The organism is Mesonia oceanica (assembly GCF_902499555.1).
In the GTDB taxonomy this organism is placed as follows: domain Bacteria; phylum Bacteroidota; class Bacteroidia; order Flavobacteriales; family Flavobacteriaceae; genus Mesonia; species Mesonia oceanica.
The window spans coordinates 17016-30751 of record NZ_CABVMM010000009.1; the positions used below are offsets into that span (position 1 = coordinate 17016).

The window sequence follows — 13736 nt, forward strand, 5'->3', positions numbered from 1 at the left end:
ATGGCAAGTTTAAGGTACATCACAGTTGAAAATTTTAAAACCGAAAAAGGTTTTACACGAGATCTCGATTTGTCGTATCAAATTTTTGGTCAAGCCTTGGGAGAAGCTCCCATAGTGTTGGTGAATCATGCACTTACAGGAAATTCAACTTTAGTAGGAGAAAGCGGTTGGTTCAATGAAATTGTAGGCGAAGAAAAAACAATCGATTTAAATAAATTTACCGTATTGGCTTTTAATATTCCAGGTAATGGCTATAGCGGGGATGTAGAAGATCTGCTCTTCAACTATAAAGATTTTACGATAGATGATGTGGCTCGACTTTTTGTAGAAGGCCTTCAATTATTAGGAATAGAACAACTATTCGCCATCATAGGTTGTTCTATTGGTGGTGCGCTTACTTGGCATATGGCAGTACATCATCCAAAGTTAGCAGAACATATTATTCCTGTAGCTACACATCATACTGCCAACGATTGGGTGTTGGCCAATTGTAGCATTCAGGAAGCCATTCTTAGTCATTCATCGGAGCCTATTGAAGATGCACGTCGCCATGCGATGACGTTTTATAGAACTCCGGCATCGCTAAATCAAAAATTCAATAGAGAAAAAGAAGGGAATACTTTTAAAGTACAAGACTGGTTAGATTTTCATGGGAAGGCTTTAAAAAACCGCTATAAGCTACCCGCATATCGATTGATGAATCATCTATTGAGTACCATAGATATTACTAAAGGAACTGGTGATTGGTTAAGTGTAGCGAAACAAATCTGTTCGCAAATACACATTATTACCGTGAATTCCGATCAATTCTTTTTAGCAGAAGACAATTGGAATACTTACGTTCAATTGAGTGAGCACCATCCTTACGTTACGATTGGAGAGGTAAAATCGATTCACGGTCACGATGCTTTTTTAATCGAACATCAACAACTCGCAAATTTATTACAACCCATTTTTCAACAAATAAAAACTAGCAATGAAAAAAATACAGCTCATCTTGTTTGGCATAGGTAAGGTAGGGAGTACGTTTATTAATCAAATTATTCAAGCTCAAGAAGTATTTAAACAACAAAACCTGGAAATTGAAATTCCGATAATTCTAAATTCATCTACTGCATTTGTAAAGGATGAAGGCATCGGTGAAAACTGGAAAGCCAATTTTGAAGATTTTGGTATACCGTATCAGGTTGAAGAAATTATTGATTATGTAAACTCTAAAAATTGGAAAAACGTTGTTGCAATCGACGCTACGGCTTCCGCAGATTTTGTGAACAATTATACCAATTTAGTAGAAAACGCTTTTCATATTATTGCTGCCAATAAGGTAGCCAATACTTTAGCTTACGATGAATACGCGTTCTTTAGAGAGGTTTTAAAAGAACATAAAAAACATTTTTTATATGAAACTAATGTTGGTGCAGGTCTTCCGGTAGTTGAGACTCTTAAAAACTTACACCTTTCCGGAGAAAAAGTCACCAAAATTAGAGGTGTGTTTTCCGGATCATTGAGTTATATTTTCAATACTTTTTCTGAAGAAAACAAAAACTTTAGTGAGGTAGTCGCATTAGCTGAATCAAAAGGTTATACCGAACCCGATCCGCGTGTCGATCTTTCAGGAACCGATGTAGCCAGAAAATTATTGATTTTGGGTAGAGAACTTCAGCTTAGCTACAATTTAGAAGATGTAGTGGTGAAAAACTTAGTGCCTGCCTATCTAACCGAAACCAATTCTGTAACCGCATTTCAAGAACAAATTACAGACTTAGATGAAGAGTTTCAATTGTTGAAATCTGAATTGAAAGAAAATGAAGTCTTGCGTTACATTGGTGAACTTGATGTGGAAGATGAGGTTTTAGAAGTAAAACTGGTCAAAGCACAAAAAGAAAATCCGTTAGGAGCACTACAGGGAGCCGATTCGTTATTTGAAATTTATACGGAGTCTTACGGCACCCAGCCTTTGGTAATTCAAGGTGCCGGAGCAGGAGCGGCAGTTACGGCAAGAGGTTTGGTGAGTGATGTTATCAAATTAGCTGAACGAATTTAATTATTTTAAAAACTAAAATTATTTTGTTGAATTACCACTAATCCCAGAGCCAATGTTTGCGGATTGTAATTTCTAATGGAAAGTTAGAATGCTTATCTTTGAATAAAAACTGAAAAAGATGAAAGTACATTTAAAACGCCTCAATAACGATTTCCATTTTGTCACTACTAATGAGCGTGGCGATGAAGTTCATTTAGATAATAAATCGGTAGAAAATCCTCAAGGCTCAAGTCCTATGGATTTATTGCTTCGTGGGATTGCCGGTTGTAGCGGTATTGATATTGTTCATATTCTAAAAAAGCAAAATTTAGAATTATCCAACTTAGAAATGGAGGTAGAAGGTTATCGTAATCCAGATGCCATCCCCAAGGTGTTTGAAAAAATAGATTTACAAATAAAACTTGAGGGCGATTTACCGGAAAATAAAGCCCGTCGTGCGGTAGATTTATCTCTGGAAAAATATTGTTCCGTAGCAAAGATGCTAGAGAAAACCGCAACCATTGCGTATGAAGTTTTCTTAAACGGAAATAAGATTTAAACAAAAAAGACCAGAATTTAAATTCCGGTCTTTTTGTTTTATAACATCCCTAAGTTAATCACTTCTTGTTGGGTTAAATGTCTAAAGCGACCTCTTGGTAAATCTTTTTTAGTTAAACCGCCATACACCACGCGGTCTAGTTTTACTACTTCGTAACCTAACTTTTTAAAGGTACGTTGTACAATATGTTGTCGGGTGCTTTGTAGTTCAATCCCAATTTCGCGTTTAGGGCGATTCTCTACATAGCTTATCTCATCCACAGTTACTTTTCCATCTTCCAAGGTGATCTTTCCATCACGAATACTTTCTAAATCTTCCTGTTCTAAACTTTTATTAAGTTCAACATGATAAATCTGTCGGATTCTTTTTTTCGTGCTTCCTAGGTTTTTAGACATCGTCCCATCATTGGTGAAAAGCAAAAGGCCGGTGGTACTTGTATCTAATTTTCCTACCGGATCTAATTTAGATTTTGATGCGTTGGCAATTAAATCCATTACCGTACGGTTGTTACGCTCTAAACTTCCAGTTACGTAAAAACCGGTAGGTTTGTTTAAAAGAACGTATTCTTTTTTCTCCGGACTAATTCTTCTCCCGTCAAATTTTACTTCATCGGTCAATTTTACTTTGTGCCCCATTTCGGTAACTACTTCGCCATTTACGCGAACGTTTCCGGCTTGGATGTAAATATCGGCATCCCGACGGCTACAGATTCCGGCATTAGAAATGTATTTATTTAAGCGCATGCCGGCTTCTGGGTCTTTTACCTGTTTATCAACCGCAATTTTTTGTTGAGGTTTTTTCTCGCTTTTTTTCTTGAAAGGCTTATTTTTTTGCTTCATAGTTCCTTTTCCCGATTTCTTAAAATTGCCCATAGCTTAAATTTTTTGCAAAGGTACGTATTAATAAATGAATTATTAAAAATGTATAATTAATAATTAAATATTGATTTACAATAGATTAAGGGTAAATAGTTATAAAACCCTATTTAAAACTACATCAATATCGATTAATAAAATACTAAAAACCCCAATCACAATAATTAGTTTTAAAAGATTGTGTAGCAAGGTGTATTGAAGTTTGGAAGAAGATTTCCATAGGAAAAAGAGAAATGTAATCATCAAGATAAAACTAAGCAGGAAGTAATAATGCATATAGCCAATCTCAAATTTTTTGAAAATTAAAATAAGTGTGGGAACAAGTGTTAAAGCTACTAGAGAGCTAATAATTATTTTTGAAAACTTTACTCCGTAAACCACAGGAATGGTTCGGTAATCTTGCGTAAGGTCACCTTTTAAATTCTCTAAATCCTTGGTTAATTCCCGAATGGAAATAATAAGAAATAGAAAAGTAGCATGAACAAATATGACCATATCAAAATTATGGTAATACACGAAGACTACAAAAAATGGGGTAATGGCTAATAGGGAAGCCACTAAAGTTCCTATAAATGGGTATTTTTTAAGTTTATGGGAATAGAACCAAAGGAAAAAGATAAATACCGAAAAGAAAATTACCGCTTTAAACGATACATAACTTGCTAAAATTACGGAGAGGAAATTCAGCGTAAAATAAATAGCCAGTTTTGTTTTTTGACTAATGTAGTTATCCAATAAGGTTTTATGTGGCCGGTTGATTAAATCTTTTTCAGCGTCGTAAAAATTATTGATTAAGTAACCGGAAGCAATCGCAAAGGTAGAAGCGATCACCAATAAAAATAGATTTACATCTAAAATGATGTCCCTAATTGGCATGTTTGGCGCCAAAATATAGATGGAAGCCAAATATTGCGCAATGAATAAAATAAGAATATTGTAACCGCGAACCACTGAAAACAAACTTGCCAGTTTAAGTAATACCAGTTTGTTCTTACGTGAAAGCATCCCCATAAAAAGAGAAGGGGTTTTAGAAAGTATAAACGACTTCTAGGTTATGATTTTTTAGTGCTGTTCTCGCTTTATCAATATCTTCCGTAAAACCTAAAATGTAACCGCCTCCACCGGAACCACAAAGTTTTAAATAATAATGTCCAGTATCGATGCCTTCTTTCCAAAGTTTATGAAATTGCTTTGGGATCATGGGTTTAAAGTTATCTAAAACCACATGAGAAAGCTGCTTAATGTTAGAGAATAGTGATTTTACATCACCTTTCATAAAATCTTCTACACAAGCATCGGTGTGTTTTACAAATTTATCTTTCAGCATTTTACGGAAGCCTTCTTGTTTTAGGTTTTCCATAAAAAGATTTACCAAAGGAGCAGTTTCCCCTACCATTCCGCTGTCCAATAAAAATACCGCACCTTTTCCTTCTTTTGATTGGGAAGGGATTCCTGCAGCTTCAATATTATCTTTGGAATTAATGAGAATAGGTAAGCTTAAATAACTGTTTAAAGGGTCAAGACCAGAAGATTTTCCGTGGAAAAAAGATTCCATTTCACCGAAGATCTTCTTCAACTTTAATAGTTTTTCCCGACTTAAATTTTCAAGAACGGTAATTTTATTCAATGCATATTTATCATAAATGGCAGCGACTAAAGCACCGCTACTTCCTACACCGTAACCTTGGGGAATACTACTGTCAAAATACATTCCACCTTCAATATCTTTCGTTAATTCTTCTAAATCGAATTGAACTAAATTAGGAAACTTAATTTGCAGTTCTCCTAAGTAATCGGCGAAACGCTTCAGGTTATTGTTTGATTTTTGCTGAGCTTCAGACAGGTTAGAATCAATCTTTAAAGCTCCGTTATAAAAGTTGTAAGGAATAGATAAACCCTTAGAATCTTTAATGATTCCGTACTCTCCAAACAATAAAATTTTTGAATAAAATAAAGGTCCTTTCATAATGAATTATTCGGCTGAAAACTTAAGCTAACTGTTTTGCTCCCGTTCCAACATTATCACAAATATACTGAGCATTTTGACAATGTGCAACTAACTGGTTCTTAATGAAATCTAAAACTTCTGTTTTTTCTACTTCAGGGTAGAGTAAATGCACATTAGCACCGGCATCTAAGGTAAAACATAATTTAGAATTCGTATCTTGTCTATAGTTCCAAATTTTATTAATAATTTCAAGCGTATTGGGCTTCATTAAAATAAAATAAGGATTACTGCTCATCATCATTGCATGCAAAGTTAATGCCTCACTTTCTACAATATTGATGAAGGTGTTTAGATCTCCCGATTCAAAAACCGGTTGTAGTTTTTTTAAATTCTGAAAAGCCTGTTGAAAACGTGCTTCGGCATAAGGGTGATCGTGCATTAAATTATGGCCAACAGTACTGCTTACTGTTTTTTCCCCTTTATCTACCAATAAAATGGTATCTTGATAGGTTTTAAAAACTTCATTTATTTCAAAAGGGTAGGAAGTTCCATATAAATTACTGCTATCTTCAATTTTTGGATGTTCACCCCAAACCACTAAGCCGCCTTCAATACTTCTCGCAGCACTCCCAGAACCTAATCGGGCCAAGAAAGAGGCTTTTTTCTTGAAATAAGCTGAAGAAATTTCTGGATTGAATTGTTGTTCTAAACTCATTAAACAACAAGCTAAAGCGCTCATTCCACTGGCAGAAGAGGCAATCCCGCTGCTATGTGGAAAAGAATTGGAAGTTTTTATGCTAAAGTGATAATCTTTTAGAAATGGTAAATAAACTTCAATCCGTTCCAAGAATTTTTTGATTTTCGGTTCAAAAGAAGGTGCTTTTTCTCCCGCTAAAAAAACTTCAAAAGAAAAATCTTCAGTTGGTGGGATAGGATGGTATTCAAGTGTAGTAGTAGTTTTACAATTGTTCAATGTAAAGCTCACTGAAGGGTTCTTAGGGAGTTGTTCCCCATATTTCCCCCAATATTTTACCAAAGCAATATTGCTGGGTGACTCCCAAGAAACTTTTCCTTTGGTTAAATTTTCTTTGGGTTTTGGGAAAACAAAGGCTTGTATACTCATCACTTTAAAAAATTTCTGCAAATATAAACGATTAGATAGGCGATGTGGTTGTAGAAATTCAAAAATAATTCTAAATTAGAACGCGACTAAACTAACTTATGAACAATAGGCCCAATTATTTGAAAATTTTAGCCAGTACCTTAGGTTGTGTGCTTCTAGGTTTTTTAAGCACGCTCGCTATACAAAGTGTGTTGCACGACTGGTTGGCAGTAATTAATAAGCCCTCTTTTGTGGTCCCTGATTGGTTATATTCTTCTTTATGGTTGATTAATTTTGCCTTGATGGGAATTGCAGCCGGAATTGTATGGAGTAGGGGCTTGCATCATGTTTGGGTGAAAACGGCCTTGTATCATTTTGGCTTTCAGATTTTATTAACGGTAGCGTGGTTTCTTACCTTTTTTGAACTGAAAATGCTCATGCTAAGTTTTTTACTTACTGTAGCCTTATTTTTACTTCTGCTATTTACTGTTAAATGGTTTAAAGTAGTAAAACCTTTTGCGGCTTATTTGTTGATTCCCTATACTTTTTGGATTGCCTATACCGCTATTGTGAATTTTGAAATTTGGCGTCTTAATTAATAAATCTTCGTTAAGGACAAGGTTATTGGTTTCTGTTTGGTATAATTTAGAGGATTAGAACTTAAAGTAGAGCTAATGAATAAATGGTTACAAACTAGTCCGCAATCCCTCTTAAATATAATTTTATGTGCGATCGGGATTTATATAGCAGTTATTGTATGCACTCGAATTGCAGGAAAGAGAAGTTTTTCTAAAATGTCGAGTTTTGATTTTGCCATTACCGTAGCCATAGGTTCTATTGTGGCCTCCACCATTTTAAGTTCTTCGGTAAGTGTGGTTGATGGTGCTGTGGGTTTAATTGCTGTATATGTATTGCAAATGACGGCTGCTTCTTTAAGGAGTTTTTCTTTTTTCGAAAAAATGATCGACAATTCTCCTTTGCTTCTAATGGATGGACAAGAAATACTGGAAGAGAATTTAAAAAAAGCAAAAGTTACTAAAGCAGACTTACATTCTAAATTGCGGGAAGCTAATGTGATTAAATTTTCACAAGTGAAAGCAGTAGTATTTGAAGCCACTGGAGATATTTCTGTATTGCATGCAGAAAATAGCGATATGGAATTAGAAGCTGAATTGTTAACGGGCGTCAAGCGTTAATGTACCAACCTCAAAAATACAAAAAACAAGATCCGGAATATATTTTTAAGTTTATTCAACAGCATCCCTTTGCGACTTTTGTAATGCAGAATCAAGCGCTGCAAGCTACCCATATTCCCGTATTGTTAGAAGGTAAACCAAAAGATTTTAGCTTGTACAGCCATATAGCTAAACATAACGAAATGTTTTCCGGCTTAAAAAACGGAGCGAAAGCTTTATTGATTTTTCAAGGTGAACAGGCTTATGTTTCTTCCTCGTGGTATGCTGAAAAAGATATTAGCACTTGGGACTATTCGGCAGTACATGTGTCTGTAGAAATTCACCTTCAAACAAAAAAAGAGTTAGAAAATTCGTTAGAGAAGTTGGTACACCATTTTGAAGAAAATCAGCACCAGCCCTTATTTTATAAAGACCTACCGAAGCAACTATTAGCAGAACATTTACCGTTAATAACCGGTTTTTGGGCAAAGCCAATCCAGGTGAAAGCCATTGCCAAACATCATCAGGGTTCAAAAACCAGTGATGCAAAACGGGTAATTCATCACCTATCAGAGAATGGAAATTATCAACTAGCTGAAGAAATTAAAAAAGAAAACTTTAAAAATAAGTAGGACATTATTTGTTGGATTGGCCGTTCGCTTTACTTACCTCCGGGAGGAAGGGTTTTTGTAAATTCCTGTGGTAGGTAGCAATCCAAAAAAGCATACCGCTGCCATCCCTGACGCTAAAAATAATAGCTTAACTTCTAATGTATTAGGAGGATATTAACAAAATAGTTGATTTTTTAAGATTGTTTTTGTATTTTAATCCGAAACTTATAAAGATATGTCGAATTCAGAGCTTCAAGTGAGTAAAAAGTTAGTGTGCGGAATGGTGATTTTCGGAATCTTATTTACAGTGGTGGGAACGTTTTTTAAAATCATGCATTTTCCGCTAAATGGGGAACTATTAACCTTTGGTATTTTTATCTCAGGGGTTTCTTGGGTGATTATCATGGCCGATATGCTTCAGCAAGAATTAATCAATAAAGGCTTTTGGATTTTAAGCATGTTTATTCTTCCTTGGCTTATACCGTTATTATATCTTTATAGAAGAAATAAATTAATTCAATTTAATGCTTCTGCATTTTTAAAAGAAGATCATCAAGCCTAATCTTTTACTTTGAAAATTTTTTTATTTTTTTTAATCTGTCTGTCATTTTTAGCTTTTACTAATAAAGAGAAAGTTATAAGTAAATCAGTATTTTGCTCCTGTTTTGATTATACCGAAAACAATATTTGTAATTTAAAAGAAAGTGTGGATTTTATAGCGATAGGCACGATAATAGAAAGTACACATTCAGATTACCCTGACGGTTTTACAGATGTTAAGTTTAAAATAGATTCTTTAATAAAAGGACCTCAAACTGAAAATGAAATTTTTATTAATCAATTTGAAGCAGGAAATTGCTCTAATTGGTTTGAAGTTGATGAAAGATATGTTATTCTAGGAAATCAAATTAGAAGCGTTTACTCTTTTGCTTATTCATTAGATAGTACTTTTAATACTCGTTGGCGATGTTATCTGGAAGAAGAATATGTAATTGAAACTTCAGGTTGCATTTCTGCTAAATTAGATAGAAAAATCGCTAATTTATTTTTGAAGGAATATAATTAATTGAATATTTACTAATCTTCCACTTCTTTTGCATAACGTTCAGCAAAAACAGAAATCAAGATCAGCTGACTTATATGAAAAAGCATAATGGGGAGTAAAAACAAACCTGCGCCGGCAGAATTGCCAAAAATAATATTTGCCATTACCGAACCGTGAACCAAGGATTTTTTGGAACCACAAAAGCGTGCGGTGATTTTATCTTCCCTATTGAAGTTAAATAGATTAGAAATCCAACCCGTCATGCCATAAACGGCAAAGAAAAGTGCCAATACACAAAGTAAAATTAAGCCTAAATCTAAAAAATCTAAATCATTGAAAATATTGGCCAAGAACGATTTGCTAAAACTATCGTAAACAATAAGCACAATAATTGATTTATCAAATAAGCTTAATTTGCTCTTGTAACGGTTAACAAAAGCTTCTAAGGTTCGGTGTAAAGCAAAACCTAATACCAATGGAATAATGATTTGGTAAAGCAGTTTTAAAAACACATCGGTAAAGCTAAAACCTTCAGAAGCATCTAGGAAAAAGCCTAGCCAAAACGGAGTGATAATCACTCCAATAATTCCCGATAAACTAGCATTGAAAATTGCTGCCGGAATATTTCCTTTCGCTAAGGAAACCATGACTACCGAAGAAGAAACCGTTGAAGGCAAAGCCGCTAAAAAGAAAAATGCCAACCAATAATCTTCCGCAGCGGTATCTTTTAAAAAAGGATAAGCGATAAAAACCAAGGCCGGAAATAATAAAAACGTAGTTAGTTGAATAAGCGCATGCAGTTTGTAATTGCTCATTCCTAATTTTAATTCTGAAACAGAGAGTTTTAATCCGTAGAAAAAGAAAATGAGTCCGATGCCTATATCGGTGATCAATTTTAGCGGCACAAAATCTCCGAGTTGCGGAAAGAGGTAAGCAACTAAAATGGCTAATAATAAGGAAATAACAAACGGATTAATCTTCATCTTCAATCGATTTTGAAATGGCTTGAGCAGCTAGAAAACCACCTGTCCACGCATTTTGAAAGTTAAACCCTCCGGTGATCGCATCAATATTCAACACTTCTCCAGCCAAGTAGAGCTTAGGCTCTATTTTGCTTTCAAAAGTTTTAAAATTTACCTCTTTTAAATCGACTCCTCCGGCCGTCACAAATTCTTCTTTAAAAGTGCTTTTTCCGTTAACGGTGAGTTGGCATTCGGTTAATTCACGGGCAAGTTGAAGCATTTGCCTTTTACTTAACCCTGCCCATTTTTGGGTTTCTGGAATTTTGGTAGCATTGAGTAAACTTAACCATAAACGTTTGGGTAAATTAAACTGTGCGTATGTAGTTAATTGTTGTTTGGCAAATTCAATTTTTAATTTCTTTAGTTGCTCAATTACTTCTTCAGAAGTGGTGTAGCCTAACCAATTCACCTGAATTTTAAAATGATAATTTCTAGCTTCTAAAATGCGTGCTCCCCAAGCCGAAAGTTTTAAAATTCCGGGACCGCTTAATCCCCAATGTGTAATAAGTAAAGGACCGTCACTTTCTAGTTTTTCATCTAAAATTTTGATGTGTGCAAAAGTTGAAATTCCCGCTAAATCTTTTATACGGTGATCTTGAATATTGAAGGTAAATAGAGAAGGAACCGGCTGTATGATTTGATGGCCAAGTTGCTCGAGCAGTTTCCAGATTTTGGGGTTACTTCCGGTAGCGATGACAATTTTTTCAGCAGAAAAATCTCCTTTTGAAGTTTTTACTAACCAGTTTTTTTCGTGTTTTTCAATATTTTGAACGGAATGGCTTGTTTTAATTTCAATGCCTAAACGTTCGGTTTCGGCAAGAAAGCAATCAATAATCGTTTCCGAAGAATCGGTTATGGGGAACATTCTTCCGTCTTCTTCCGTTTTTAATTCAATGCCACGTTCCTCAAACCAAGCAATGGTGTCTCCTGTCATAAATTGATGAAAGGGTCCTAATAATTCTTTTTCGCCACGCGGGTAGTTTTTACTGAGTTCTTGCGGAATAAATTCTGCGTGTGTGACATTACAGCGTCCACCCCCGGAAATTTTCACTTTGGTTAAAACTTCTTTTCCACGTTCTAGAATGGTGATTTTTAAGTTTTCCTTAGTTTCTGCTAAATTAATCGCCGTAAAAAAACCTGCTGCTCCGCCGCCAATAATAAGTATTTCTCGCTGTTGAACCATTCCGCAAAAATACGTATTTGATTGTTTTGGGGATAAAATTGTTTATTTTTATCCATAAAACTAATTCAAATGAAAAAAACACTTGTATTTATTTTCGCCGGAATTCTTTTAGTAAGCTGTGGCGAAAAACAAAAAGCCTCTAAAGAGAAGCAACATTATGATGAGAGCATCGATGAAATTTTAGTAGTTCACGATGAGGTGATGCCCAAAATGGGAGCGCTTTCCTCTTTAATTGAAAAAACCGAAACTAAAATTGACACTACAGAAATCGGGAAAGAGTTCGAGAATGTGAATCAAGAGTTAAAGCAGGCTCATGAGTTGATGATGACTTGGATGAAAGATTTTGGAGAGAAGTTCCCGAATGCACTTGTGGATACTACTTATTCTAAAGAAGAATATGAAAAACGAGAACCTATACTTTCCGCGGAAAAAGAAGAGGTAAAGGAAATGAAAGATAGAGTAAACAAAAGCATTGAAAAAGCTCAGGAATTATTAACTAAAACCTCATAAAATGGCTTACAGAACAAATTTAAGTTTGCCGGCAACAGATTTGGGATTGCTAATTTTTAGAGTAGGGGTTTCAGCCTTAATGTTGCCACATGGCTATGGTAAATTAATGCAATTTTTTAGCGAAGAAAAAATCGCATTTGCCGATCCTATAGGAATTGGTGAAATGGCAAGTTTAGCACTAACGGTATTTGCAGAATTTATATGTTCCATTCTTATAATTTTAGGATTAGGGACGAGATTAGCAGCCATTCCGTTATTAATTACGATGCTAGTGGCTATATTTATAGTGCATGCTTCAGACGGGATGTCTCATCAAGAATTGCCACTTTTGTATTTGTTCAGTTATATCTTGTTGATGTTAACCGGAAGTGGAAAATATTCGTTAGACCATTTTTTCTTAAAGAAATAGATTTGAATTTCCGAAATGAATCATAACAAGGTGTCGTTCCCCCTGAACCTGTCCGCCTGAAAGTTGGACTTGTTTCAGGGTCTCATCCTCAAGATTTTGTTTTTTTCAATACTAGAGATTCCGTGTCAAGCAAAGAATGACGCTAATTATAATAGTGGATCATCAACAATAAAAAAGACAGGGATTATAAATCAAACTGGTTGTAATTCCTGTTTTTTAATTTGTATAGCAAGGTATTCCGCGTCTTTTTTAATTCCCCCAAGCGTGGCAGAGCCTCGTGTGTGCAACCAAGGCAAGCCCATAAAATACAAACCTTTTATGCTACTTATTCCACGATTGTTTTTGGGATAACCTTCATGGTCAAGTTCTAGGCCTTCAATCCAAGAAAAATTGGGTCGGTAGCCGGTCGCCCAGACAATATTTTTTACATTGGTTAAGGTTTGCTTTTCGGTCTCAATGTTTTCTTCATCTGCGTCGTTAGTTCTTCCAACAGGAATTACATTTTTTCGACTTAAAATCTCTTTAACATCAGTACCAATCACCGGTTGTTTAGAATGACTTATACGTTTGCCAATCCACGATTTTTTGCTAAAACTTAAAAAACCGGTTTTGGTAAACCACCACCAAAGTGTTTTTCCCAATATTTCCTGCGGAAGTGTTTTTACATTCGTATCCCCAGAGAAATAAGTTGTTCTCCCGTCTTTAGAAATTTCATCTAAAATTTGAAAGCCACTATCTCCTGCACCTACCACCATAGCAGCTCCTTCTTGCAACTGACTTGGGCTTTTATAATAATTACTGTGAATTTGAAAAACATTCGAGGAAATATGTTTCGAGCAAGGCGGAGTATAAGGAATGTGAAAAGGTCCGGTGGCAACAATTACTTGTTTGGTTTCTAAAGTAGCATTGTCCGTAGTTAAAATGAACTTTCCGTTTACTTTTTTAATGTTTTTCACCAACGTATTTAGCTGAACTGGAATGTCAAATTTTTTGACATAGCTTTTAAAATAATCAGCGACTTCATATTTATTGGGATAATGGCCTTTTTCAGCAGGAAAATCCATTCCCGCGAGGTGGTTGAATTCTGTAGGGGTAAAAAGCGTTAAAGAATCCCAACGGTTGAGCCAACTTGCTCCAATTTCATTTTCTTTATCGACTACCAAAAAGTCTTTCTCCAATTGCTTTAAATAATAAGCCATAGAAAGTCCGGCTTGAGCAGCCCCAATAATTATAAAATCTCGCATAATTGTGTTAGTTATGCGAGTATGATAACC

The 13736-nt window shown here is 35.1% G+C and carries 17 protein-coding genes; 10 read left to right on the top strand and 7 right to left on the bottom strand.

Annotated features, from left to right (window positions below):
* From FVB9532_RS11555 to FVB9532_RS11565, 3 genes are all read left to right on the top strand, one after another.
* Positions 1 to 1014, top strand: coding sequence for an alpha/beta fold hydrolase (locus tag FVB9532_RS11555; protein WP_150545339.1), 1014 nt, complete (start codon positions 1 to 3; stop codon positions 1012 to 1014).
* On the top strand, positions 977 to 2044 hold the full coding sequence (locus FVB9532_RS11560) for a homoserine dehydrogenase family protein (RefSeq protein ID WP_150545340.1): 1068 nt from the start codon (positions 977 to 979) through the stop codon (positions 2042 to 2044). Before FVB9532_RS11555 ends, FVB9532_RS11560 begins: the two co-directional genes overlap by 38 nt.
* A gap of 118 nt (positions 2045 to 2162) precedes the next feature.
* A complete protein-coding gene (locus tag FVB9532_RS11565; RefSeq protein WP_150545341.1) occupies positions 2163 to 2582 on the top strand; it encodes an OsmC family protein in 420 nt (139 codons plus the stop codon).
* Between the two features lie 38 nt (positions 2583 to 2620).
* Here FVB9532_RS11565 and FVB9532_RS11570 read toward each other — a convergent pair whose 3' ends face one another.
* The 4 genes from FVB9532_RS11570 to FVB9532_RS11585 all read right to left on the bottom strand — a co-directional run bounded on the left by FVB9532_RS11570 (position 2621) and on the right by FVB9532_RS11585 (position 6528).
* The gene (locus FVB9532_RS11570) at positions 2621 to 3454 is read right to left on the bottom strand and encodes a pseudouridine synthase (protein WP_228482318.1); all 834 of its coding nucleotides are present in this window, start codon (positions 3452 to 3454) and stop codon (positions 2621 to 2623) included.
* A 99-nt stretch (positions 3455 to 3553) separates the two neighbouring features.
* Entirely contained in the window at positions 3554 to 4462 is a 909-nt protein-coding gene (locus tag FVB9532_RS11575) for a geranylgeranylglycerol-phosphate geranylgeranyltransferase (RefSeq protein ID WP_150545529.1), read from the bottom strand.
* Between the two features lie 22 nt (positions 4463 to 4484).
* Positions 4485 to 5423 (bottom strand): mevalonate kinase family protein, encoded by a 939-nt coding sequence (locus FVB9532_RS11580; protein ID WP_150545342.1) that lies wholly within the window; start codon positions 5421 to 5423, stop codon positions 4485 to 4487.
* Positions 5424 to 5445: 22 nt separating this feature from the next.
* Positions 5446 to 6528 carry a diphosphomevalonate decarboxylase gene (locus tag FVB9532_RS11585; protein WP_150545343.1) on the bottom strand — a complete coding sequence of 361 codons (1083 nt, stop codon included), beginning with the start codon at positions 6526 to 6528 and terminating at the stop codon, positions 5446 to 5448.
* Between the two features lie 98 nt (positions 6529 to 6626).
* Between FVB9532_RS11585 and FVB9532_RS11590 the strand changes: the two genes are divergently transcribed.
* From FVB9532_RS11590 to FVB9532_RS11610, 5 genes are all read left to right on the top strand, one after another.
* The gene (locus tag FVB9532_RS11590; protein ID WP_150545344.1) at positions 6627 to 7106 is read left to right on the top strand and encodes a TspO/MBR family protein; all 480 of its coding nucleotides are present in this window, start codon (positions 6627 to 6629) and stop codon (positions 7104 to 7106) included.
* A 75-nt stretch (positions 7107 to 7181) separates the two neighbouring features.
* Positions 7182 to 7703: a DUF421 domain-containing protein gene (locus tag FVB9532_RS11595; protein WP_150545345.1), complete on the top strand. Its 522-nt coding sequence runs from the start codon at positions 7182 to 7184 to the stop codon at positions 7701 to 7703.
* Positions 7703 to 8314: an FMN-binding negative transcriptional regulator gene (locus tag FVB9532_RS11600; RefSeq protein ID WP_150545346.1), complete on the top strand. Its 612-nt coding sequence runs from the start codon at positions 7703 to 7705 to the stop codon at positions 8312 to 8314. Before FVB9532_RS11595 ends, FVB9532_RS11600 begins: the two co-directional genes overlap by 1 nt.
* Before the next feature lie 214 nt (positions 8315 to 8528).
* Positions 8529 to 8855 carry a hypothetical protein gene (locus FVB9532_RS11605; protein ID WP_150545347.1) on the top strand — a complete coding sequence of 109 codons (327 nt, stop codon included), beginning with the start codon at positions 8529 to 8531 and terminating at the stop codon, positions 8853 to 8855.
* 9 nt (positions 8856 to 8864) lie between these two features.
* Positions 8865 to 9359 carry a hypothetical protein gene (locus tag FVB9532_RS11610; RefSeq protein WP_150545348.1) on the top strand — a complete coding sequence of 165 codons (495 nt, stop codon included), beginning with the start codon at positions 8865 to 8867 and terminating at the stop codon, positions 9357 to 9359.
* A gap of 11 nt (positions 9360 to 9370) precedes the next feature.
* Here the strand turns inward: FVB9532_RS11610 and FVB9532_RS11615 are convergent, their stop codons facing one another.
* Together FVB9532_RS11615 and FVB9532_RS11620 are read right to left on the bottom strand one after the other, a co-directional pair.
* On the bottom strand, positions 9371 to 10321 hold the full coding sequence (locus tag FVB9532_RS11615) for a bile acid:sodium symporter family protein (RefSeq protein ID WP_150545349.1): 951 nt from the start codon (positions 10319 to 10321) through the stop codon (positions 9371 to 9373).
* Positions 10311 to 11543 carry a BaiN/RdsA family NAD(P)/FAD-dependent oxidoreductase gene (locus FVB9532_RS11620; protein WP_150545350.1) on the bottom strand — a complete coding sequence of 411 codons (1233 nt, stop codon included), beginning with the start codon at positions 11541 to 11543 and terminating at the stop codon, positions 10311 to 10313. Before FVB9532_RS11620 ends, FVB9532_RS11615 begins: the two co-directional genes overlap by 11 nt.
* A gap of 69 nt (positions 11544 to 11612) precedes the next feature.
* Between FVB9532_RS11620 and FVB9532_RS11625 the strand changes: the two genes are divergently transcribed.
* Together FVB9532_RS11625 and FVB9532_RS11630 are read left to right on the top strand one after the other, a co-directional pair.
* A complete protein-coding gene (locus FVB9532_RS11625; RefSeq protein ID WP_150545351.1) occupies positions 11613 to 12053 on the top strand; it encodes a hypothetical protein in 441 nt (146 codons plus the stop codon).
* A 1-nt stretch (position 12054) separates the two neighbouring features.
* Positions 12055 to 12462 (top strand): DoxX family protein, encoded by a 408-nt coding sequence (locus FVB9532_RS11630; protein WP_150545352.1) that lies wholly within the window; start codon positions 12055 to 12057, stop codon positions 12460 to 12462.
* A 191-nt stretch (positions 12463 to 12653) separates the two neighbouring features.
* Here the strand turns inward: FVB9532_RS11630 and FVB9532_RS11635 are convergent, their stop codons facing one another.
* The gene (locus tag FVB9532_RS11635; RefSeq protein ID WP_150545353.1) at positions 12654 to 13706 is read right to left on the bottom strand and encodes a flavin-containing monooxygenase; all 1053 of its coding nucleotides are present in this window, start codon (positions 13704 to 13706) and stop codon (positions 12654 to 12656) included.
* Positions 13707 to 13736 lie beyond the last annotated feature (30 nt).